Genomic DNA, 19,151 nt, shown 5'->3' on the forward strand with positions numbered 1-19,151 from the left:
CTGCGCAGGGCTTCGGGTTGGCGCCATCGGCGCCGCGCCGCGGCCGTAGAATTGCTCCCGATGCGCGCTTGCGCCAGCCGGACCTCGCCCACGCCATGGAATCCCACCTCACCGACATCAGCCGCGTCATCCAGCTTGCCGTCGCGCCGGTATTCCTGCTGACCGCGATCGCGACCATGATCAACGCGCTCAACTCGCGCTTGGGGCGCATCGTCGATCGCCGCCGCGTGGTGCTGGAACGCCTGCCGACCCGGACGCCGGAACAATCCGAGGAGTCGACCCGGGAAATCCGCAAGCTCGAGCGACGCAGCCGGCTGGTGTATTACGCGATCTTCTGCGCCGTGCTCTCGGCCCTGCTGGTCTGCCTGGTGGTGGCCGGTGCCTTCCTCGGCGCACTGCTCGGCGTCGATCTCGCGCGCAGCGTGGCGGCGCTGTTCATCGCCGCGATGCTGGCGATGATCGCCGCGCTGGGCCTGTTCCTGCGCGAGGTTTACCTGGCCGTGCGCGGCGGCACCCATTACCGACCTTGAACTTGCGCCACCTGATCGCCACCGCCGCCCTCGGTCCGGTCCTGCTCGCCCAGGGCAGGCGCGTGCGCCGCCGCGTGCCGGCGCTGCCCGAACCCGAAGGTCCGCGTGAAGGCGAATGCGGCAGCGGCCCCGCCCTGCGCCTGCTGATCGTCGGCGATTCGGCCGCCGCCGGCGTCGGCGCGCGGACGCAGGACGAGGCCCTGAGCGGGCAGCTCGCCGTGTCGCTGGCGCCGACTTTTCGCGTACGCTGGAAACTGCTGGCCTTCACCGGTGCCACCACCGGCGACATGCTCGATCACCTGCGGCGGGAAGCCGCCACGGACTATGACGTGGTGCTCACTTCGCTCGGGGTGAACGACGTCACCGGCCGCCACTCGCTCGCCACCTGGCGCCGGCAGCAGCGCGAACTCGTCGCCCTGCTGACCGGGCGCTTCCATGCCGGGCAGGTCCTGCTCAGCGGCCTGCCGCCGATGCATCGTTTCCCGGCGCTGCCGCAACCGCTGCGCTGGTATGTCGGCAGCCGCGCGCGCGACTTCGACCACGCGCTGGAGGAACTCGCGGGCGGCCTGGCGTGCTGCGAATTCCTCGGTCTCGGCCATGAGATGATGGATGTTTCCGCCATGGCCAGCGATGGCTTCCATCCCGGGCCGCCGATCTACGCGGTGTGGGCGCAGGAAGCCGCGCGGCGCATCATCCACCGACAGTCGCAGCATCCAACGGAGCCAATCACATGATCGACCTTTACTACTGGACCACGCCCAACGGCCACAAGATCACGATGTTCCTCGAAGAGACGGGCCTGCCGCATCGCATCGTGCCGATCAACATCGGCAAGGGCGAGCAGTTCGCGGCGGACTTCCTCAGGATCTCGCCGAACAACCGCATCCCGGCCATGGTTGACCACGCGCCGGCGGATGGTGGTGCACCGCTGTCGATTTTCGAGTCGGGCGCGATCCTGCTCTACCTGGCCGACAAGACCGGGCGCTTCATCGCGCCCGACCTGCGCGGGCGCAACGAAACGATACAGTGGCTGTTCTGGCAGATGGGCGGACTCGGGCCGATGGCCGGACAGAACCACCACTTCACGCAGTACGCGCCGGAAAAAGTGCCCTACGCCATCGAGCGCTACACCAAGGAAACCGCGCGCCTGTATGCGGTGCTCAACAAGCGCCTGGCCGACCGCGAGTTCGTCGCCGGCGAGTATTCGATTGCCGACATGGCGAGTTATCCGTGGATCGTGCCGCACGAGAAGCAGGGCCAGAACCTCGACGATTTCCCGCACCTGAAGCGCTGGTTCGACGCGATCCGCGCGCGCCCGGCGACGCAACGCGCCTACGCGCTGGCCAAGCAGATCAACCCGGCGCCGGTGATCACGGATGCCGAAAAGAAGGTGCTGTTCGGCCAGGACGCGAGCACGGTGAGGCCGGGCTGAGCTGGCGACCGAAGCTTCCGCGCGTGGCAGCGGCAGGGAATAAACCGCCTTCCGCTTCCGTCATTGCCGGGTGGTCGCGAAATTGCACGGCGCATCGAGGCCGGGAGCGGCCCCTTCCACCCAACCCAGAGGAGCAACCATGATACGCAGAACCTTTGTCCAGCTTGTGCTCGGCGGCACCCTGCTTGTGTCCGCAATCCCTGCCGCGCTGGCCGAAGCGGGCAAGCCGAACATCCTGATCCAGGTCAGCGACGGCGATACCAAGACCTGGAACCAGGCGCTCAACGTCATCAGGAACGTGCAGGCGGAATACGGCAAGGACAAGGTCAACATCGAACTGGTGGTCTTCGGCAACGGCTCGGGCCTGCTCAAGTTCGATTCGCCACTGGCCAACCGCATCGACGAGACGCTGGCGAGTGGCGCGAGCGTTGCGATGTGCGAGAACACGATGAAGGGGCAGAAGCTGACCAAGGACGACATGCATCCCAAGATCGGCTACGTCAAGGCCGGCATCATCGAGATCGTCGAGAGGAGCCGCCAGGGCTGGACCGTGGTCAGGCCCTGACGGCCTTGATCGGCGGCGCGGTTCCGGCGCCCTCATCCCGTCAGCAGGCCGTGCAGCATCTTGGTCGCGAGCAAGGCGAGGAAGCCGCCAAAGGCGCGTTTCAACTGTCTGACCGGCAGGCGATGGGCGAGTCCGGCGCCCACCGGCGCCATCAGGAAACTGATCGCGACCACGCCGACCAGCGCCGGCAGATACACATAGCCCAGCGAAAACTCCGGCAGTCCGGAAGCCTTGAGGCCGCTGCCGATGAAGCCGATGGTGCCGGCGACGGCGATCGGAAAACCCAGTGCCGCCGAGGTGCCGACGGCGTGGCGGATGCCGACGTTGCAGAACAGCATGAAGGGTATCGAGAGGAATCCGCCGCCGGCAGCCACCAGGCTGGAGAAAATGCCGATCAGCGTGCCCGTCGCCACCATGCCGGCTGTCCCCGGTAACTGCCGGTGCGCCTTGGGTTTGAAGTCGAGCATGATCTGCAGCGAGGCGTAGTACACGATCGCGGTGAACATGATCGCCAGCGGGCGCGTCGGTACCCATGCCACCAGGAAGGACCCCGCCAGCGTGCCGGCCACCAGGCCCGGCGCGAAGCTCTTCACGATGTCCCAGCGCACCGCGCCGTGGCCGTGGTGGGCGCGCATGCTCGACACCGAGGTGAACACGATGGTCGCCATCGAGGTGCCCAGCGCCAAGTGCATGCTGTGCTCCACCGGAAACTGCTGCGCCGTGAATAGCATGAACAGCAGCGGCACGATGGTCAGTCCGCCGCCGACGCCGAACAGCCCGGCGACGAAGCCGGCGAAGACGCCGAGCAGCGGGTAGCCCAGCCACCAGAGGCTCAACGCGGGGCTTTCATCAGCTTGCCGGTGATGAACTTCCATTCCGCCGGATCGACCGGCGTGATCGACAGGCGGTTGCCGCGCTGGAGGGCGCGCAAGTTGGCCAGTTCGGGATGGGCGCGCAGTTCGTCGAGGCCGACCAGCCGCGTTTTTTTGACGATGCGCACATCGACGTTGACCCAGCGCGGATTCTCCGGCGTCGATTTCGGGTCGAAGTAGGGGCTTTTCGGATCGAACTGGGTGCGGTCGGGGTAGGCCAGCTGCGCCACCTCGGCCAGCCCCGCGATGCCGGGTTCGGGGCAGGACGAGTGGTAGAACAGCACGCCGTCACCGACCTTCATCTGGTCGCGCATGAAGTTGCGCGCCTGGTAATTGCGCACGCCCCACCAGTCCACGGTCTGTCCGGGCATCGCCAGCACGTGATCGATGCCCACCACCGCTGGCTCGGTCTTCATCAGCCAATAGCGCATTTCAAATTTCCCCGAATTCGGTTGAGCGCGTTTTACCGCGTTTTGCGGCTTCCCGGCTGAACTATCGCGGTAGTGCCGGGGCGGATGGCATAGGGCGACACGACCATCGACCCAGCGGCGAGAGTCCGGGCGACGCCCGGTGTTGCCGACGCCGTCCCCGGCGCTCGGCAATTTCGCCGGTGCTTGCGGCGCCATCCCCGCCCGGCAACTGCTTGACGCCTGCGGCGCGGATAGCCGCATATACCGATTAGTTTTCCCGGTCCCAGGATAACAAAATTTGTTGTCTGACAAGCATGTCCGTGGCGGCGAATGCAGGGCACAATCGCGGTTCTCGCAAGGTCTTGTAGAAGACTGACAACCCACCAGAGATAAGCCATGGCCGACGCAACCACGCTGCAAACCCTGCTATCCACCGCAACCGACACCGCCGCCGCCATCGGCGCGCCCTCGCGAAAATCCCTTTCCCACGGCGAACTGCGCGCCCTGATCGCGCGCACCGTCGCCCGCCTCAACGAACTCGGCGCCGGCCGCAACGACCGCGTCGCCATCGTCCTGCCCAACGGCCCGGAGATGGCGGCCTGCTTCCTCGCCGTCGCCACCGGCACGGCCTCGGCACCGCTGAACCCGGCCTACCGCCAGGACGAATTCGAGTTCTACCTGGGCGACCTGAATGCCAAGCTGCTGATCGCCATGCAGGGCGTCGACACCCCGGCGCGCGCCGCCGCCGCCAAGCTGGGGGTGCCCATCGTCGAACTGGTGCCCGACACCGCGGTCGGCGCCGGCAGCTTCAGCCTGCTAGGCGCCGGGGCCGGCAGCGCCGCCGCCAATGGCGGCTTCGCCCAGCCCGACGACGTGGCCATGGTGCTGCACACCTCGGGCACAACTTCGCGGCCGAAGATCGTGCCGCTGTCGCAGAAGAACCTGTGCGCCTCGGCCGCCAACATCCGCCGCACGCTGGCCTTCACGCCGCAGGATCGCGGCCTCAACATCATGCCGCTGTTCCACATCCACGGCCTGATCGCCGGGGTGCTGGCGCCGATTTCGGCGGGCTCCGAAGTTTTCTGTTCGTCCGGCTTCGATGCCCTGAAGTTCTTCGGCTGGATGGACGAGTGCCACCCGACCTGGTACACCGCCGTGCCGACCATGCACCAGGCGATCCTGACGCGTGCGCCGCGCAACAAGGAAATCATCGAGAAGAACCCGCTGCGCTTCCTGCGCTCCTCGTCCTCGTCGATCCCGCCGCAGGTCATCACCGAACTCGAAGCCGTGTTCAAGGCGCCGCTGATCGAGGCCTACGGCATGACCGAGGCCACCCACCAGATGGCCAGCAACCCGCTGCCGCCGGCGACGCGCAAGCCAGGCTCGGTCGGCCTCGCCGCCGGACCGGAAGTGCAGATCATGGACGAAGCCGGCAGCATCCTGGCGCCGAACACCGTGGGCGAGATCGTGATCCGCGGCGCCAACGTCACCGTCGGCTACGAGAACAATCCCAAGGCCAATGCCGAAGGTTTCACCAACGGCTGGTTCCGCACCGGCGACCAGGGCGTCAAGGATGCCGAAGGCTATGTGTCGCTGACCGGGCGGCTGAAGGAAATCATCAACCGCGGTGGCGAAAAGATTTCGCCGCGCGAGATCGATGAAGTCATCATGGACCATCCCGCCGTCTCGCAGGTGGTCTGCTTCGCCGTGCCGCATCCGAAGCTAGGCGAGGAAGTCGGCGCCGCCGTGGTGCTGAAGGAAGGCGCGACCGCCACCGAGAAGGACATCCAGGCCTTCGTCGCCACGCGCGTCGCCGACTTCAAGGTGCCGAAGAAAGTCCTGATCCTGCCCGAGATCCCCAAGGGCGCCACCGGCAAGCTGCAACGCATCGGCCTCGCGCAGAAGCTGGGCCTCGCCTGATTCCACTCAACCAATAACAACGACCCTTAACCCCGAGGAGAAAGCCATGAAGCTGACCAAGATCGCTACCGCCATCGGCGCCATTGCCGCGCTGTGCGCGGCGCCGCTCGCCCAGGCCTGGGAGCCCACCAAGCCCGTCGAGTTCGTCGTTCCCGCCGGTACCGGCGGCGGCGCCGACCAGATGGCGCGCTTCATCCAGGGCATCGTCACCAAGCACAAGCTGATGAAGCAGCCGATCGTGGTGGTCAACAAGTCGGGCGGTGCCGGAGCCGAGGGCTTCCTGGAAGTCAAGGGCTCGGCGGGCAACCCGCACAAGATCATCATCACCCTGTCCAACCTGTTCACCACGCCGCTGGCCACCGCGGTGCCCTTCAACTGGCGCGACCTGACGCCCGTGGCGATGCTGGCGCTGGACGAGTTCGTGCTCTGGGTGAATGCAGAATCGCCGCACAAGACCGCCAAGGATTATGTTGCCGCGATCAAGATGGGCGCCGACAACAAGTTCAAGATGGCCGGCACCGGCGCCAAGCAGGAAGACCAGATCATCACCGTGCTGATCGAGAAGGCGGCCGGCAAGAAGATCACCTACGTGCCCTTCAAGGGCGGCGGCGATGTCGCCGTGCAACTGGTCGGCAAACACGTCGACTCGACCGTGAACAACCCGATCGAGGCCGAGGCACACTGGCGCTCGGGCAAGCTGCGCGCGCTTTGCGTGATGGATGGCGCCCCTCTGCCCTACAAGAACAAGGTCACCGCAACCCAGTCCTGGGCCGACATTCCCACCTGCAAGTCTGCCGGCATCGACGCCGAGTACCTGATGCTGCGCGGCATCTTCATGACGCCGGGCGCGACGCCCGACCAGGTCGCCTACTACGTCGACCTGTTCAAGAAGCTGCGCGAGTTGCCGGAGTGGAAGGAGTTCATGGAGAAGGGTGCCTTCAACCAGACCTTCATGGCCGGCAAGGAATATGCCGACTGGGTGGCCAGGGCCGAGGCCCAGCACGTCGCGCTGATGAAGAGCGCGGGCTTCCTCGCCAAGTAAGCCGGTGTCGGACCAGGAACAGGGAGCCGGCCTCAACCGGCGCATCCCCGAGGCGGGAGTGGCGGCGCTGCTCCTCGCCGCCGGGATCATCGTGATCACGGACAGCCTGCGGGTCGGCATCGAGTGGGCCGACGACGGCCCCAAGGCCGGCTATTTCCCCTTCTTCATCGGCATTCTGCTGGCCTTTTCCTCGGGCTGGACCTTGCTGCAGACGCTGCTCGGCTGGAGCCGTGAGACCAATCTGTTCTCGCAATGGAGCGAACTGCGCGACGTCGGCGCAATGCTGCTACCGACAACCGTGTTCATCGTCGCCGTGCCATTCCTCGGCCTCTATTTTCCGGGCGCGCTGCTGATCGGCTACTTCATGAAGCGCCACGGCGATTTCGGATGGGTGACCACGGTCCTGACCGCGCTGGGCGTGCCCCTCACTTTCTTCCTGATCTTCGAACGCTGGTTTCTGGTGCCGCTGGCCAAGGGCCCGATTGAAGCCTGGCTGGGGTTCTGAGATGGATGAACTCAACAGCCTGATGCAGGGCTTCGCCGTGGCGATGACCCTGCCCAACCTCGGCTTCATGCTGCTCGGCCTGCTGCTCGGCATCCTGATCGGCGTACTGCCCGGCCTCGGCGGCGCCAACGGCGTGGCCATCCTGCTGCCGCTGACCTTCTCGATGAACCCGACCAGCGCCATCATCATGCTTTCCTGCATCTACTGGGGCGCGCTGTTCGGCGGGGCGATCACCTCCATCCTGTTCAACATCCCGGGCGAACCCTGGTCGGTGGCCACCACCTTCGACGGCTTTCCGCTGGCGCAGCAGGGCCGCGCGGCGGAAGCGCTGACGGCGGCCTTCACCTCATCCTTCGTTGGCGCCTTCTTCGCCGTGCTGGCGATCACCTTCCTCGCCCCGCTGCTGGCGAAGTTCGCCCTACAGTTCGGCCCGCCGGAATTCTTCGCCGTGCAGATGCTGACCTTCTGCAGCTTCATCGGCATGAGCAAGGACCCCCCGATGAAAACGCTGGCCGCGATGATGCTGGGCTTCGCCCTGGCCGCCGTGGGCATGGATACCGTTACCGGCCAGCTGCGCATGACTTACGGCTTCACCGAAATGCTCAAGGGCTTCGACTTCCTTATTGCGGTGATCGGCCTGTTCGGCATCGGCGAAATCCTGCTGACCATGGAGGAAGGCCTCGCCTTCAAGGGCAAGTCGGCCAAGATCAATTTCCGCATCGTCTGGCAGACCTGGAAGGAGCTGATCCAGTACTGGCGCACCTTCATCCGCTCGACGCTGATCGGCTGCTGGATGGGCATCACCCCGGGCGGCGCCACACCCGCCTCCTTCATGGGCTACGGCATGGCGCGCCGCGCCGCCAGGGACAAGGAATCCTTCGGCAAGGGCAATGTCGAGGGCGTGGTGGCGCCGGAAACCGCGGCCCACGCCGCCGGCACCAGCGCCCTGCTGCCGATGCTGACGCTGGGCATCCCCGGCTCGCCCACCGCCGCCGTGCTGCTCGGCGGCCTGCTGATCTGGGGCCTGCAACCCGGGCCGCTGCTCTTCGTCGAGCAGAAGGATTTCGTCTGGGGCCTGATCGCCTCGATGTACCTCGGCAACCTGGTCGGCCTCTTCGTCGTGCTGACCACCGTGCCATGGTGGGCGGCGATCCTGCGCATCCCCTTCCCGGTGATCGCGCCGGTGATCATCGTCATCTGCGCGATCGGCGCCTACACCGTGCATAGCTCGATCTTCGACGTGATCATGATGCTGGTGTTCGGCGTGCTCGGCTACCTCTTCAAGAAGCTGCGCTACCCGATGGCGCCACTGGTGCTGGCACTGGTGCTGGGCGACATGGCGGAATCCTCCTTCCGCCAGTCCATGCTGCTGTCGCAGGGAGCCGTGAATATCTTCTATTCCAACTGGCTGGTCGGCAGCCTGATGGCGCTTTCCGTCTTCCTGCTGCTGCTGCCGACGTGGGGCGCGCTGAAGAACCTGCTGCGGCGGCGCGAGGCGCGCGCCTACCTGCGCTGAACGGAAGGTGTGCCGGCGGTTGCCGGATTTGAACAAGGATTTGACATGAAGTGGCTGCGTTTCAGGCATCAGGGCAGGACAGGCTTCGGCGTCCTCGAAGGCGGGCAGGTCGCCGTTCATGCCGGCGACATGTTCGGCGAGTCGGGAGCGACCGGCGAGCGGGTTCCGCTGACGGATCTGGAATGGCTGACGCCGAGCGTGCCGGGCAAGATGGTCGGGCTGTGGAACAACTTCCATGCCGCCGCCGAGAAGAACGGCTGGGCGACTCCGTCCGAACCGCTGTATTTCCTCAAGGCGGCCAGCAGCCTTTGCGCGCATGGCCAGCCGATCCACGCCCCGGCCAGCTACGACGGGCGGGTCATCTACGAAGGCGAGCTGGCGGTCGTCATCGGCAGGACCGCAGCGGCGGTCAGCGTCGAAGAGGCGCCTTCCTGCATCTTCGGCTACAGCTGCGCCAATGACGTGACGGCGATGGAACTGCTCAACCGCGATCCGAGTTTTCCGCAGTGGACGCGGGCCAAGGGCTTCGATACCTTCGGCGTATTCGGCCCGGTGGTCGACACCGATTTCGATCCGGCACGGGGCGAGGTGGTGGTCCTGCTCAACGGCCGCGAGCGGCAGCGTTACCCGCTGGCCGACATGATCTTTCCACCGGCGCAGCTGGTATCGATGATCTCGCAGGACATGACCCTGCATCCGGGCGACGTCATTCTCTGCGGCACCTCGCTGGGCGTGCTGCCGATGAAGCCGGGCACTCGGGTAGAGGTCGTCATCGACGGCATCGGCACGCTGGCCAACGACTACGTGAAACTGCCATGAAGATCTGCATCGTCGGCGCCGGCGCCATCGGCGGCATGATCGCCGCGCGCCTGGCCCATGTCGGCCACGAGGTCACGGTGATCGTTCGTGGCGCCAACCTGGAAGCCGTGCGCCGCAACGGCGGCATGAAGCTGATCTGGGAAGACGGCACCGAGATCCTTGGCCCCGTACGCGCCACCGACAGTCCGGCCGAGGCGGGCATACAGGATTGCGTGATCCTCGCCCTCAAGGCCCACCAGTTGCGCCCGCTGCTGGGCCAGATGCCGGCGTTGCTGGCGGAGCACACCTCCATCGTCACCATGCAGAACGGCATCCCCTTCTGGTATTTCCACCGCCATGGCGGCGAGTACGAGGGGCGCACCGTGGAAAGCGTCGATCCCGGCGGCGAACTGGTTGCCGCATTGGGCGTCGCGCGCATCATCGGTTCCATCGTTTATCCGGCCTCGGAGCTGATCGCGCCGGGCGTCGTCCGTCATATCGAGGGCAACCGCTTCACGCTGGGCGAGCCGGACGGCAGCGACAGCGAACGGATCCGCGCGATCGCCGGCGCGATGCGCGACGCCGGCTTCAAGGCGCCGATCAGCAATGACATCCGCAGCGAAATCTGGCTCAAGCTCTGGGGCAACGTGATCTTCAACCCGGTCAGCGCGCTGACCCACGCCACGCTCGAGGACATCTGCCGTTTTCCATTGACCCGCGACCTTGCGGCGAAGGTGATGGCCGAGGCCCAGGCCATCGGCGAAAAACTGGGCGTGAAGTTCAAGGTGTCGATCGACAAGCGCATCGCCGGCGCCGAGTCCATCGGCGCGCACAAGACTTCGATGTTGCAGGATGTCGAAGCCGGCCGCGCCCTGGAACTCGATGCGCTGGTTGGGTCGGTGGTCGAAATGGGCCGCATCACCGGATTGCCGACGCCCCACATCGACGCCGTTTACGCCTGCGCCAAGCTGTTGGACAAAACCCTGCAGGACGCGAAGGGCCGCTTGCAACTGGGCTGACCGCAGCCCGCTTCCCGTTTTTGCCGCTGCCGCCTGCGCGTCGCGGCGGTGCGCTGCCTACTGGTCGACGCCGACGATATCGTCCGCTTCGAATTCGTCGGGAATCGTGCCGTCGCCGATGCCGGTGACCATGGCCGCCATGGTGTCGCTCTGCTTGACGAAATACTCCGCGCTGATCGGGTCATAGAAGCGCTGGCCGAGGGCGAGTTCGCTGAACTTGATGCGATGGCGGGTAAGATGTGCGGACATGCGGATCCAATACTCGGTCAGGTGGTGTGTCTGGGTGGTGGTGCCGGGAGCAAGGCTGGCCCGACGGCGGCGCGAACTGAATCGCGCAACAGAATTCGATTCCCCCGCGAGTGCCGTTTGGCCGGCATCCTGAACCTGCGTTCAGAGTGGCCACGTTCCTGCCGCTTCAGGTTCGCCCGCCGGGGGCGATCACAACAGCGGCGTCTTTGGGCTGCGGCCGATGCCAATGGATATTGGTTCAAGGAATGTATGGCCTTGGCGAACACCGCAGGGGAAACCCGGGGAAACCAAGCAACCCTTTCGCGTATCGGCGGCGGAACCTGCCTCAGAACAACTGCGAGTGTTGCGCCAGCGATGCGTCGAGCTTGGCCTCGATGGAATCGATTCTACGCTGAATCGTTTCGCTTTCAAGTGCCGCCGCAACATGTGCCGGAGTGTCGTTGGCCGCGAGCAATTCGTGGGCGAGATTGAGGGCCACCATGACCGCGACGCGCTCGCCGCTGCCCCGTGCGCCCGTGGCCGACCTGTCGCCGGCTTCCTTGAATTTCGCATCCAGTAGCGCCACCGCAGCCTCGAGTTTCGCGCGCTGTTCGGGTTCGCAGGCAACGCGGTAATCCTTGCCCAGCAGCTTGATGTCGAGGGTCTTGCTCATTCTTCGGGCAACCGGGTCATCAGGGCTTCGAGGCGTTGGCGGGCAACTTCGATCCTGGTCGTCAGCGCGGCTTTTTCCGCCTCCAGCCCGGCCACATGGGCGCGCAAATCCTGATTCTCGCCGCGCAGGCTGCTGCATACGGCCAGGATCTGTTCGACCTTGTGCTCAAGTTGATCGAGGGAAACGCTCATGGGCTCCAGTTTCCGGGAAAAGCTCAATCAGGTCAAGCAACAAGCCTTCGATTTGAATGTGGATTGACAAGGGTCGTGGGCATTTTCGCGCGCTCTGGCAAAATGGATCCATGCCCCACGAAGTCTTCTCCGCAGCCGGCCTGCGCCGTGCGCTGGTGATCAAGCTACGCCATCACGGCGACGTGTTGCTGGCCGCTCCGGTGATCTCCACGCTCAAACGCATCGCCCCGCAGTGCGAGGTCGATGCGCTGGTCTATGCCGACACCGCGCCGATGCTCGAAGGCCATCCGGCGCTGGCGCAACTGCACCGCATCGACCGCAACTGGAAGCGCCAGGGTCTGCGCCGCCAGGGCGGCGCCGAATGGCGCCTGATCCGCGATTTGCGCGCCCGGCATTACGACCTCGTGGTGCACCTGTCCGTGCATACGCGCGGCGCCTGGCTGGTGCGACTGCTGCGGCCGCGCCGGTCGGTGGCGCCGAAGTTCCGCGGCGGCTTCTGGGCGCGCAGCTTCACCCATTTCTATCCGGCCCAGTCCGACCCGCAACGCCACACGGTCGATACCAACCTCGACAGTCTGCGCGCGCTCGGGGTGACGCCGACCGAGGCCGACCAGCGCGTCGTCCTCGTGCCCGGCGCCGAAGCCGAGGCGCGCGTCGGCGAACTGCTGGCACGGCATGGCGTGGGCGCGGGCGGCTTCATCCATGTTCATCCGGCGTCGCGCTGGGCCTTCAAGTGCTGGCCGGCCGAGCGCGTCGCGGCGCTGTGCGACGCGCTGGCGGCGAAGGGCTGGCCCCTCGTGCTGACGTCGGCGCCGGACGCCGCCGAAAAGGCGCTGATCGGGGACGTGTGCGCTGTTCGCAATAGCAACGCCGTGTCGTCGGCGCCGACTTTTGATCTTTCCGGCCAGCTCTCGCTCAAGGAACTTGCCGCATTGACGGCGCGGGCGCGGCTCTTCGTCGGCGTCGATTCGGCGCCGATGCACATCGCCGCGGCGATGGGCACGCCGGTGGTGGCCATCTTCGGCCCCTCGGGCGATCGCGAATGGGGCCCGTGGGGTGCGGGACACCGGGTGGTCGCCTCGCCGGACCATCCCTGCCGGCCCTGCGGTATGGCGGGCTGCAACGACAGCAAGGTCAGCGATTGCCTGACCACGCTGCCGGTGGCGCAGGTTCTCGCAGCCTGCGAAGAGCTGTTGTGAAGCTAGCCATCGTGCGCCAGAAGTACACGCCCTTCGGCGGCGCCGAAAGATTTGTTGCGCGTGCGCTGGATGCCTTGCGGGCGCGGGGCGTCGATGTCAGCATCATCGCCCGGCAGTGGCAGGGCGAGGCGCCGGGCATCCGTGTCGATCCGTTCTTTATCGGACGTACCTGGCGCGATGCCGGTTTCGCCCGCGGCGTGCGGCGCCTGATCGCCGAGCGGCGCTTCGGGCTGGTGCAAAGCCACGAGCGCATCCCCGGCTGCGACATCTACCGCGCCGGCGACGGCGTCCATGCCACCTGGCTGGAACTGCGCGGCAAGCCGCTGGACCGCTTCGCGCCCTGGCATCGCTACACCCTGGCGGCGGAGGCGGAAATGTTCGGCCACCGGGACCTGCGGGCGGTGATCTGCAACTCGCGCATGGTCAGGGACGACATCGCGCGCCGCTTCGGACTTGCCGACGAGAAGCTACAGGTAATCTACAACGGGGTCGACCTCGACGCCTTCCATCCGCGCCTGCGCGAGGAGCAGGGGCGGGCGTTGCGCGCCAAGACCGGCGTCATCGGCGCGACGCCGGTGATGCTTTTCGTCGGTTCCGGCTATGAACGCAAGGGCCTGCCGACCCTGTTGCGTGCCATGGCGGGCATGCAGCGGCGAGACGCGCGGCTGTGGGTGGTCGGCCGCGACAGGCAGGAAATGCTGATGCGCAAGCTGGCGCAGACGCTGGACATCGATGATCGTGTCATGTTCCTCGGCGCGCAGACGGACGTGCGGCCGTTCTATGGCGCGGCCGACCTGTTCGCGCTGCCGACGCGCTACGACCCGTTTCCCAATGCCGCGCTGGAGGCGCTGGCTTGCGGCCTGCCGCTGGTCACCACGACGACCTGCGGCGCCGCGGAACTGGTGACGGAGGCGAATGGCGCGGTGGTCGCGGCGGGCGACGCGGCGGCGCTGGCGGCCAGCCTCGATCACCTGTGCGGGCGCGCCCCCCTGATGCGCGATGCCGCGCGCGCCAGCGTCGCCCATCTCGAACTGACGACGATGGCGGCGCAGCTGATGGCGCTCTATTCGCGGCTGGTGTAAGGCCGGGCGTCGGCCACGATAGGTCGCAGGCGCTCGACGAAGGCCTTGAAGGAAAAGCGCGCAAGGTGGGCCTGCGCCAGTTCGGGTTGCGGGCGCGCACGGCCGGCGAGCAATTCGTCGAGCAGCCGGGCGAAATCCGCGCCGGCATCGAGGCGCGGATCGCGGTAGAGGAAGCCGGTCGTGCCATCCAGCACGGTTTCGGTGAAGGGCGGCGCATCCACGGCGATCACCGGCGTGCCGCAAGCCTGCGCCTCGATCACGTTGAGGCCCAGCGCCTCCTTTTCGGGCAGCCCGGCGAGCAGGTAATCGAGTTGCCGGTAAATGCTGCCGACATCCCCCTGCTGGCCCCAGAAGCGCACCTGGCCGGGCGGCAGCGCGGCGAGCGCGCGGTCGAGGTCGCGCACCGAGGCGTAGCCGCCGCTGCCGAAGATTTCCAGGTTCACCTGCGGATGCCTGGCCAGCACCGGCGCCAGCTGCGCGAACAGTTGCGGGAACTGCTTGATCGGTGTCAGGCGCGAGACGATGCCCAGCGTCAGGCCGGCGCGGCGCTCGAAGGCGGGATGCGGGCGCAGCGCTTCGGCAACGGGTTCCAGCGCGCCGAGCAGGCGGTCGCGGCCCTTGCGGCGGTCCCAGTCATAGCGGCTGGCGCGGCGGATGGCGCAATCCCCCCCGGTGGCACGCGCGCCGAGTCCGGCGACACCCAGCAGCGGCGTGCCCCAGGCCGGCAGGCCGGCGGCCAGCAGGCCGTCGCGCACCCAGCCGGAAACCGGGTAGATCCGGTCGTGATCGGTGAAGGCGGCCGGGTCGCGTCCCTGCACCGGCATGTGGGCGATGGCACTGCGCAGGCGCCGTGGCATCGGTTGCCGCAGCGCGGCTGGCAGCGGTCCGTGCGAGAGCAGCCAGAGCGGACCCGCAGGCAAGTGGCGAGGCAGGTCGGCGATGCCGGCCACGGCGATGCGTCGGGTATCGGCGGGCAAGCCGAGCCGGTCCCAGAATCCGGCGCGCGGGTGAACCAGCAGTGTCGTCGCCACGCCGAGTTGCGACAAGGCGCGGCAAAAGAAGGTGGTGTAGACCTCGCCGCCGCCGAAATGGTTTTGGAGGTTGATTTGTACGTGCTTCATGGCTTTTCCGGCGACCTCTTCATCGCCGCGATCAGCACGCCGCAGAGGAAGGCGAAAAGACCCAGCCGCCAGCCGGACATGTGGCCGTCGATCAGGCAGCGCAACAGGTAGCCGCCGACCAGGAGGCTGAGCATCAGGCCGGCGGCATCATCATGCCGACGGTATTGGCGCCAGCCGCCCCGGATCGCCAGCCCCGCCGTGAGCAATAGCAGGGCGAGGCCGGGCAGGCCGCTGCCGATGGCGAAATCCAGCAAGCCGCTGTGGCTGCTGACCATGCCGCGGTGGCCGTAGGCCTGCTCGATGGCGCGACCGAAGGCATCGCGGCCGAATCCGAGTCCGAGCGGCTGTGCGGCGATCGCCGTCACGGCGCGGTGCGCCCAGGCGGCACGCATGTAGGCGGAGTCCTCCAGGATCGCGCCGGAGGGAGTCGTCGGCTGCAGGGCGGGGTCGGGGGTCAACCAGTAGCGGCTGGGCGAATTCCAGCCGATCGCGGCCGACTCGGCGAAGCGGCTCCAGCGTGCGTCCAGCGCCAGGGATACCCCGCCGAGCGTCGCTACCGCGAGCAGCAGGAGCACGAAACGCGGGCGGCGACCGACCATCAGGGCCGGTGCCAGCGCCAGCAGGATCAGGCTGACCAGGGTGCCGTTGCGCACCCGCGCGGCAAGGTCGGCAGCCAGCGTCATTGTCAGCGCGATCCAGCCCGGCTTGGTGGCAAATACCGCATGGCCGGTACGCGCCGCGAGTCGTTCCGCGAGCAGCAGGGCGAGCAGGAATCCATTCAAGCTGCTGTGGTAATCGCGCTCGCCGAAGGGAACGATCCCCTTCGAGCCGTCGCCTACGGCGCCGGTGGTCGCCAGCAGCCAGAACTGCCAGGCGAACATCCACAGCATGTGTGCCAGCAGCGCGGCCACCACGGCGCGCAGCGCGAGGCGGGGTTCAATGCGTGCCGCGGCGCCGATCGCCAGCGCCGCAACCAGCAGCGGCACGATCCAGTCACCGCGCAGGCTGTCCAGAGCAAAAGTCGGCGCCGGCGCCACGGTGAGCGAATGCAGGACCAGCCAGGCGGTGGTCGCGACCAGCCCCCACGCCGCCGGTTTCAGCAGCGGCGGCAGTCGCAGTCGCGCCGCGCCGCGCCAGGTGGCGAGCAGCGCCGCCAGGCCGACCAGCAGCAGCAGGTTGCGCAACGCGATGGTGTGTGGAATCGGGAAGACGAAGACCACGGCTGCCAGCCAGGCCTGCCAGAAAACCTCGATTGCCGTGGCCGCGCGCTTCACTTGCCCAGGCCGCCGAACCAGGAGCGCAGCCAGTGACGCGCAATGCGACGGCGCTGGGCGGTATCCCGCGCATGCCGCCACAGCAGCGCGATGTCGCCTGCCACGCGCAGCCGTTTCAGCATGGCCGAGGCGGCGGCGCGATCCGGCATCTGGGCCAGCTTGTGAAATACCGCGAGGCCGCCATCGACCATCTGCCCGCGCAACAGCGCGGCAAGCTCCGCGTCGTCGAGGCCGTCGGCGATCGCCGTCAGCATTCGCGTGTTCGCCACCGTGCTGTCGGCGATCCCCTGCAGCCGGCGCTGCTTCTGCTCCGGCGTGAAGCGTCGCTGCGGAATCCGGTAATGCACCGCGATCCGGTCGATGTAGCGCACGCGCTGCGCGGCGAGCAGGGCACGCGTGGTCCAGACCACGTCCTCGTGCACCAGCGGCGGGATGAAGCGCAAGCGAATCGCCTCGATGAGATCCCGGCGGTAGAGGTGCATCCAGACCATGTGCAGCAGCCGACCGGCAGCGAGTCGCTGGCGCAGCCACTCACGACCGGCCATCACCCCGGTCGGCGCCACGCCGGCGTAGATCGGGTAGTCCGCTTCGCGTCCCTCGAAATGGTAGTCCGCGTTGAACAGAACCATGTCGAGGCGGTCCTGCTCGGCCAGGCGCAGCGCCTCGGCGTAGGCGTCCGCCGCGACGAAGTCGTCGGAATCGACGAAGGCGAGGTAGCGGCCGGTCGCGGCGTCGAGCCCGGTGTTGCGCGCCGCGGAAAGCCCGCCGTTCTCGCGCCGGATCACGCGCATCCGCGGCAGGCGCGCTCCCCATTCGGCGAGGATGCGCGGGCAGTCGTCGGTCGAGCCGTCGTCGACGACGATGATCTCGTCGGCCGGCGGATCGAGCGCGGCCAGGCTTTCCAGGCAGCGCGGCAGGTAGGGTGCAACGTTGTAGACCGGGATCACCAGGGACAGCAAGGGGGTGCTCATTGCAGTCGGCCCCGCTTTCCCCCGTGCCATGCCAGCAGCGCGTCGTGCAGCGTCGCCGCGCGATGGGCGTAGGTGTGGCGAGCCATGACATGGGTGTGGCAGCGTTCCGCGAGGTCGCGCGCGGCGGCGAAGTTCGCCAGCCAGAACTCGATCCGCGCCAGGCAGTCGTCCAGCCCTTCGAACTCGGCCCAGTTGTCGCCCGGCGTGAAATCGTCGCGTGCATGCCTGCGCTTGTCGCAGAGCAGGAAGCCGCCGCAGGCCGGAATGCCGTAGCAGCGTTCCGGCAGGCCCGTGGCCAGCGGCGCGCCGTAGTCGCACGAGGCGCCGAAGTTGAGGTTGATGCGGGTCTTCTGGATCAAGCCTACCTGCTCTTCGATGCTCATGCCGGAGGCCTCACGGAACAGGTAGCGGATGCTGCGTGCGGCCAGCCGCTTTCCCAGCGCGGTGAAGAACTCCTGGCGGCCGCGCATCTCCTTGTAGCGGCTGCCGTCCATCGCGCCGAAGAAGCTGACGTCATGCTCATAGCGGGCCGGGTCGCGCAGCTCGGCCAGCGTCGCGCCATGCAGGTGATAACGGGCCGTATCGGCGGCGTTCGGCAGGTAGAGCACGCTGTCGGCGAAATTGCGCCGTGCGTCCATCAGGCTGTGCGTGGCGTAGAGGTCGAACAGGCGTGCGCGGTCGAGCCAGTCCAGGCGCCAGGCGGCGCGGTTGAGGTAGTGCGGCGCGTCCTGGTTCCACGCGAAGAGCGGGATGCCGCGGCGACGCAGGAAACGCGACATGCCCCATACCGTCAGCGGATGGCGCAATCCCTCGTAGAACCAGGTGTAGGCGCCGAGCATGCGGTCGGGATCACTGCGGTCGGCATCCTGCCAGCGCCGACTTTCGCGCATGACCAGCCCGCGCGCGGCCAGCTCGCGGCGCAGGGCCGGATGCAGGCTGCCGTGGGCGATCAGCAGGACATCCCTGACGGTCATGAACTACCCACCCCCCAACCCCCGCCCCGGGGACGGGGGTGCCCGCGGTTCGCGGCCATGCCGCTCCAGATCGCTGGCTGCTCCGCCCTTGGGGCGGCCCGGCAGGCGGCACTCATGCTGGCCTGTGGAAGAAGAACACGTTCTTGCGGATCAGCGAGAAATCCAGCGCGAAACCCTTGCCGACCAGCCCGGCAAACATCTCCGACAGGACGCGGTCGCCGAGTACGTCGGGATGGGTCTCGACGCAGATCTTGCGCACCATCGAAAGGTCGGCGGCGGCGAAGAATTCGGCTTCGCCGCCCTCGATGTCCACGATCATGAAGCTGGGCCGGATACGCGCCAGCTCGCTGTTGAGGTCGACCTGCTTCACGATGATGGCGCGGCCGCCGTCGCGATGCGCGGACGAGGCCCAGAAATCAGCCTCGATGCGAAACTCGCGTTCGCCTTCGCCTTGGGCCAGCAGGGCGTTGGTCAGCGTTGGCGCCACCGCATTGCGGGCATGGGTTTCGCGGATCAGCGGGATCAGTTCCGGGTTGGCTTCGTAGGTAAAGACCTTGTCGCTGCCAGTGCGCTTGGCACAGTAGGCGGAGAGGTAGCCGAGTCCGGCGCCGACCTCGAACACCACGTCGTCGGTTGCCAGCCGCCGGGAAATGATTTCGATCTCCTTCGCCTCGTAGTCGCCGAGGTAGATCTCGCGGGCGATGCCGGGCGACACCAGCGGGTGCCTGACCGGCAGCATCACGCCATGGTTGTCGGCCCAGTCCGGCTGCTTGAAGCGCCAGGCGATTTTTTTCAGCTTGCGTGCGGTACGGCCGTTGCTGCGCATGGT

Annotated in this window: 22 protein-coding genes and 1 other RNA gene; 12 read left to right on the forward strand and 11 right to left on the reverse strand. The window is 67.1% G+C overall.

The genetic code is table 11. From position 1 onward, the window contains the following. Nucleotides 1–68 precede the first annotated feature (68 nt). From J0M27_RS11000 to J0M27_RS11015, 4 genes are all read left to right on the forward strand, one after another. Nucleotides 69–530: a DUF2721 domain-containing protein gene (locus J0M27_RS11000; RefSeq protein ID WP_294991232.1), complete on the forward strand. Its 462-nt coding sequence runs from the start codon at nucleotides 69–71 to the stop codon at nucleotides 528–530. After that, on the forward strand, nucleotides 527–1,264 hold the full coding sequence (locus J0M27_RS11005; protein WP_294991234.1) for an SGNH/GDSL hydrolase family protein: 738 nt from the start codon (nucleotides 527–529) through the stop codon (nucleotides 1,262–1,264). Before J0M27_RS11000 ends, J0M27_RS11005 begins: the two co-directional genes overlap by 4 nt. Continuing rightward, nucleotides 1,261–1,962, forward strand: coding sequence for a glutathione binding-like protein (locus J0M27_RS11010; RefSeq protein WP_294991237.1), 702 nt, complete (start codon nucleotides 1,261–1,263; stop codon nucleotides 1,960–1,962). Before J0M27_RS11005 ends, J0M27_RS11010 begins: the two co-directional genes overlap by 4 nt. Nucleotides 1,963–2,101: 139 nt before the next feature. Then, nucleotides 2,102–2,527 carry a hypothetical protein gene (locus J0M27_RS11015; protein ID WP_294991240.1) on the forward strand — a complete coding sequence of 142 codons (426 nt, stop codon included), beginning with the start codon at nucleotides 2,102–2,104 and terminating at the stop codon, nucleotides 2,525–2,527. Nucleotides 2,528–2,559: 32 nt separating this feature from the next. Here the strand turns inward: J0M27_RS11015 and J0M27_RS11020 are convergent, their stop codons facing one another. Both J0M27_RS11020 and J0M27_RS11025 read right to left on the reverse strand, forming a co-directional pair. Next, nucleotides 2,560–3,363, reverse strand: a complete 804-nt coding sequence (locus tag J0M27_RS11020; protein ID WP_294991243.1) for a sulfite exporter TauE/SafE family protein — start codon at nucleotides 3,361–3,363, stop codon at nucleotides 2,560–2,562. Further along, nucleotides 3,360–3,830: an EVE domain-containing protein gene (locus J0M27_RS11025; RefSeq protein ID WP_294991246.1), complete on the reverse strand. Its 471-nt coding sequence runs from the start codon at nucleotides 3,828–3,830 to the stop codon at nucleotides 3,360–3,362. Before J0M27_RS11025 ends, J0M27_RS11020 begins: the two co-directional genes overlap by 4 nt. A gap of 375 nt (nucleotides 3,831–4,205) precedes the next feature. On the opposite strand from J0M27_RS11025, the gene J0M27_RS11030 reads away from it, so the two are divergent. The 6 genes from J0M27_RS11030 to J0M27_RS11055 are packed head-to-tail and all read left to right on the forward strand — an operon-like array spanning nucleotide 4,206 to nucleotide 10,609. Further along, the gene (locus J0M27_RS11030) at nucleotides 4,206–5,729 is read left to right on the forward strand and encodes an acyl--CoA ligase (RefSeq protein ID WP_294991249.1); all 1,524 of its coding nucleotides are present in this window, start codon (nucleotides 4,206–4,208) and stop codon (nucleotides 5,727–5,729) included. 46 nt (nucleotides 5,730–5,775) lie between these two features. Further along, nucleotides 5,776–6,771, forward strand: a complete 996-nt coding sequence (locus tag J0M27_RS11035) for a tripartite tricarboxylate transporter substrate-binding protein (RefSeq protein ID WP_294991252.1) — start codon at nucleotides 5,776–5,778, stop codon at nucleotides 6,769–6,771. Between the two features lie 4 nt (nucleotides 6,772–6,775). Beyond that, nucleotides 6,776–7,276: a tripartite tricarboxylate transporter TctB family protein gene (locus tag J0M27_RS11040; protein ID WP_294991255.1), complete on the forward strand. Its 501-nt coding sequence runs from the start codon at nucleotides 6,776–6,778 to the stop codon at nucleotides 7,274–7,276. A gap of 1 nt (nucleotide 7,277) precedes the next feature. Then, nucleotides 7,278–8,792 (forward strand): tripartite tricarboxylate transporter permease, encoded by a 1,515-nt coding sequence (locus J0M27_RS11045; RefSeq protein WP_294991258.1) that lies wholly within the window; start codon nucleotides 7,278–7,280, stop codon nucleotides 8,790–8,792. 45 nt (nucleotides 8,793–8,837) lie between these two features. After that, complete coding sequence (locus J0M27_RS11050) at nucleotides 8,838–9,611, forward strand: fumarylacetoacetate hydrolase family protein (RefSeq protein WP_294991261.1); 774 nt, start codon at nucleotides 8,838–8,840, stop codon at nucleotides 9,609–9,611. Continuing rightward, nucleotides 9,608–10,609, forward strand: coding sequence for a 2-dehydropantoate 2-reductase (locus J0M27_RS11055; protein ID WP_294991264.1), 1,002 nt, complete (start codon nucleotides 9,608–9,610; stop codon nucleotides 10,607–10,609). Before J0M27_RS11050 ends, J0M27_RS11055 begins: the two co-directional genes overlap by 4 nt. A 57-nt stretch (nucleotides 10,610–10,666) precedes the next feature. Here the strand turns inward: J0M27_RS11055 and J0M27_RS11060 are convergent, their stop codons facing one another. From J0M27_RS11060 to zapB, 4 genes are all read right to left on the reverse strand, one after another. Continuing rightward, on the reverse strand, nucleotides 10,667–10,858 hold the full coding sequence (locus tag J0M27_RS11060) for a hypothetical protein (protein WP_294991267.1): 192 nt from the start codon (nucleotides 10,856–10,858) through the stop codon (nucleotides 10,667–10,669). Nucleotides 10,859–10,955: 97 nt separating this feature from the next. Then, a non-coding RNA gene (gene ssrS, locus J0M27_RS11065) (6S RNA) lies at nucleotides 10,956–11,135 on the reverse strand. A gap of 48 nt (nucleotides 11,136–11,183) precedes the next feature. Then, nucleotides 11,184–11,510, reverse strand: a complete 327-nt coding sequence (locus tag J0M27_RS11070) for a cell division protein ZapA (RefSeq protein ID WP_294991270.1) — start codon at nucleotides 11,508–11,510, stop codon at nucleotides 11,184–11,186. Beyond that, complete coding sequence (gene zapB, locus J0M27_RS11075) at nucleotides 11,507–11,701, reverse strand: cell division protein ZapB (RefSeq protein WP_294991273.1); 195 nt, start codon at nucleotides 11,699–11,701, stop codon at nucleotides 11,507–11,509. The genes J0M27_RS11070 and zapB overlap by 4 nt, the downstream gene beginning before the upstream one ends. Before the next feature lie 110 nt (nucleotides 11,702–11,811). Between zapB and rfaQ the strand changes: the two genes are divergently transcribed. Together rfaQ and J0M27_RS11085 are read left to right on the forward strand one after the other, a co-directional pair. Further along, nucleotides 11,812–12,900, forward strand: a complete 1,089-nt coding sequence (rfaQ, locus tag J0M27_RS11080; protein ID WP_294991275.1) for a putative lipopolysaccharide heptosyltransferase III — start codon at nucleotides 11,812–11,814, stop codon at nucleotides 12,898–12,900. Next, nucleotides 12,897–13,982, forward strand: a complete 1,086-nt coding sequence (locus J0M27_RS11085) for a glycosyltransferase family 4 protein (RefSeq protein WP_294991278.1) — start codon at nucleotides 12,897–12,899, stop codon at nucleotides 13,980–13,982. Before rfaQ ends, J0M27_RS11085 begins: the two co-directional genes overlap by 4 nt. On the opposite strand, the gene J0M27_RS11090 is transcribed toward J0M27_RS11085, so the two are convergent. The 5 genes from J0M27_RS11090 to J0M27_RS11110 form a co-directional block, all read right to left on the reverse strand. Then, entirely contained in the window at nucleotides 13,964–15,103 is a 1,140-nt protein-coding gene (locus J0M27_RS11090; RefSeq protein WP_294991281.1) for a glycosyltransferase, read from the reverse strand. The two genes, J0M27_RS11085 and J0M27_RS11090, sit on opposite strands and share 19 nt — an antisense overlap. Continuing rightward, nucleotides 15,100–16,377: an O-antigen ligase family protein gene (locus J0M27_RS11095; RefSeq protein ID WP_294991284.1), complete on the reverse strand. Its 1,278-nt coding sequence runs from the start codon at nucleotides 16,375–16,377 to the stop codon at nucleotides 15,100–15,102. Before J0M27_RS11095 ends, J0M27_RS11090 begins: the two co-directional genes overlap by 4 nt. Beyond that, nucleotides 16,374–17,348: a glycosyltransferase gene (locus J0M27_RS11100; RefSeq protein ID WP_294991287.1), complete on the reverse strand. Its 975-nt coding sequence runs from the start codon at nucleotides 17,346–17,348 to the stop codon at nucleotides 16,374–16,376. Before J0M27_RS11100 ends, J0M27_RS11095 begins: the two co-directional genes overlap by 4 nt. After that, the gene (locus J0M27_RS11105) at nucleotides 17,345–18,322 is read right to left on the reverse strand and encodes a glycosyltransferase (RefSeq protein ID WP_294991290.1); all 978 of its coding nucleotides are present in this window, start codon (nucleotides 18,320–18,322) and stop codon (nucleotides 17,345–17,347) included. The genes J0M27_RS11100 and J0M27_RS11105 overlap by 4 nt, the downstream gene beginning before the upstream one ends. A 112-nt stretch (nucleotides 18,323–18,434) precedes the next feature. Then, complete coding sequence (locus J0M27_RS11110) at nucleotides 18,435–19,148, reverse strand: FkbM family methyltransferase (RefSeq protein ID WP_294991293.1); 714 nt, start codon at nucleotides 19,146–19,148, stop codon at nucleotides 18,435–18,437. Nucleotides 19,149–19,151 lie beyond the last annotated feature (3 nt).

Source organism: Sulfuritalea sp., assembly GCF_017302275.1.
In the GTDB taxonomy this organism is placed as follows: domain Bacteria; phylum Pseudomonadota; class Gammaproteobacteria; order Burkholderiales; family Rhodocyclaceae; genus Sulfuritalea.

Bases quoted from the DNA above. Each gene is read 5' to 3' on its own strand.
- J0M27_RS11010 (WP_294991237.1), top strand. From the start codon at position 1,261: ATGATCGACCTTTACTACTGGACCACGCCCAACGGCCACAAGATCACG.
- J0M27_RS11015 (WP_294991240.1), top strand. From the start codon at position 2,102: ATGATACGCAGAACCTTTGTCCAGCTTGTGCTCGGCGGCACCCTGCTT.
- J0M27_RS11025 (WP_294991246.1), bottom strand. From the start codon at position 3,830: ATGCGCTATTGGCTGATGAAGACCGAGCCAGCGGTGGTGGGCATCGAT.
- J0M27_RS11030 (WP_294991249.1), top strand. From the start codon at position 4,206: ATGGCCGACGCAACCACGCTGCAAACCCTGCTATCCACCGCAACCGAC.
- J0M27_RS11035 (WP_294991252.1), top strand. From the start codon at position 5,776: ATGAAGCTGACCAAGATCGCTACCGCCATCGGCGCCATTGCCGCGCTG.
- J0M27_RS11045 (WP_294991258.1), top strand. From the start codon at position 7,278: ATGGATGAACTCAACAGCCTGATGCAGGGCTTCGCCGTGGCGATGACC.
- J0M27_RS11050 (WP_294991261.1), top strand. From the start codon at position 8,838: ATGAAGTGGCTGCGTTTCAGGCATCAGGGCAGGACAGGCTTCGGCGTC.
- J0M27_RS11055 (WP_294991264.1), top strand. From the start codon at position 9,608: ATGAAGATCTGCATCGTCGGCGCCGGCGCCATCGGCGGCATGATCGCC.
- J0M27_RS11060 (WP_294991267.1), bottom strand. From the start codon at position 10,858: ATGTCCGCACATCTTACCCGCCATCGCATCAAGTTCAGCGAACTCGCC.
- J0M27_RS11070 (WP_294991270.1), bottom strand. From the start codon at position 11,510: ATGAGCAAGACCCTCGACATCAAGCTGCTGGGCAAGGATTACCGCGTT.
- zapB (WP_294991273.1), bottom strand. From the start codon at position 11,701: ATGAGCGTTTCCCTCGATCAACTTGAGCACAAGGTCGAACAGATCCTG.
- rfaQ (WP_294991275.1), top strand. From the start codon at position 11,812: ATGCCCCACGAAGTCTTCTCCGCAGCCGGCCTGCGCCGTGCGCTGGTG.
- J0M27_RS11090 (WP_294991281.1), bottom strand. From the start codon at position 15,103: ATGAAGCACGTACAAATCAACCTCCAAAACCATTTCGGCGGCGGCGAG.
- J0M27_RS11100 (WP_294991287.1), bottom strand. From the start codon at position 17,348: ATGAGCACCCCCTTGCTGTCCCTGGTGATCCCGGTCTACAACGTTGCA.
- J0M27_RS11105 (WP_294991290.1), bottom strand. From the start codon at position 18,322: ATGACCGTCAGGGATGTCCTGCTGATCGCCCACGGCAGCCTGCATCCG.
- J0M27_RS11110 (WP_294991293.1), bottom strand. From the start codon at position 19,148: ATGCGCAGCAACGGCCGTACCGCACGCAAGCTGAAAAAAATCGCCTGG.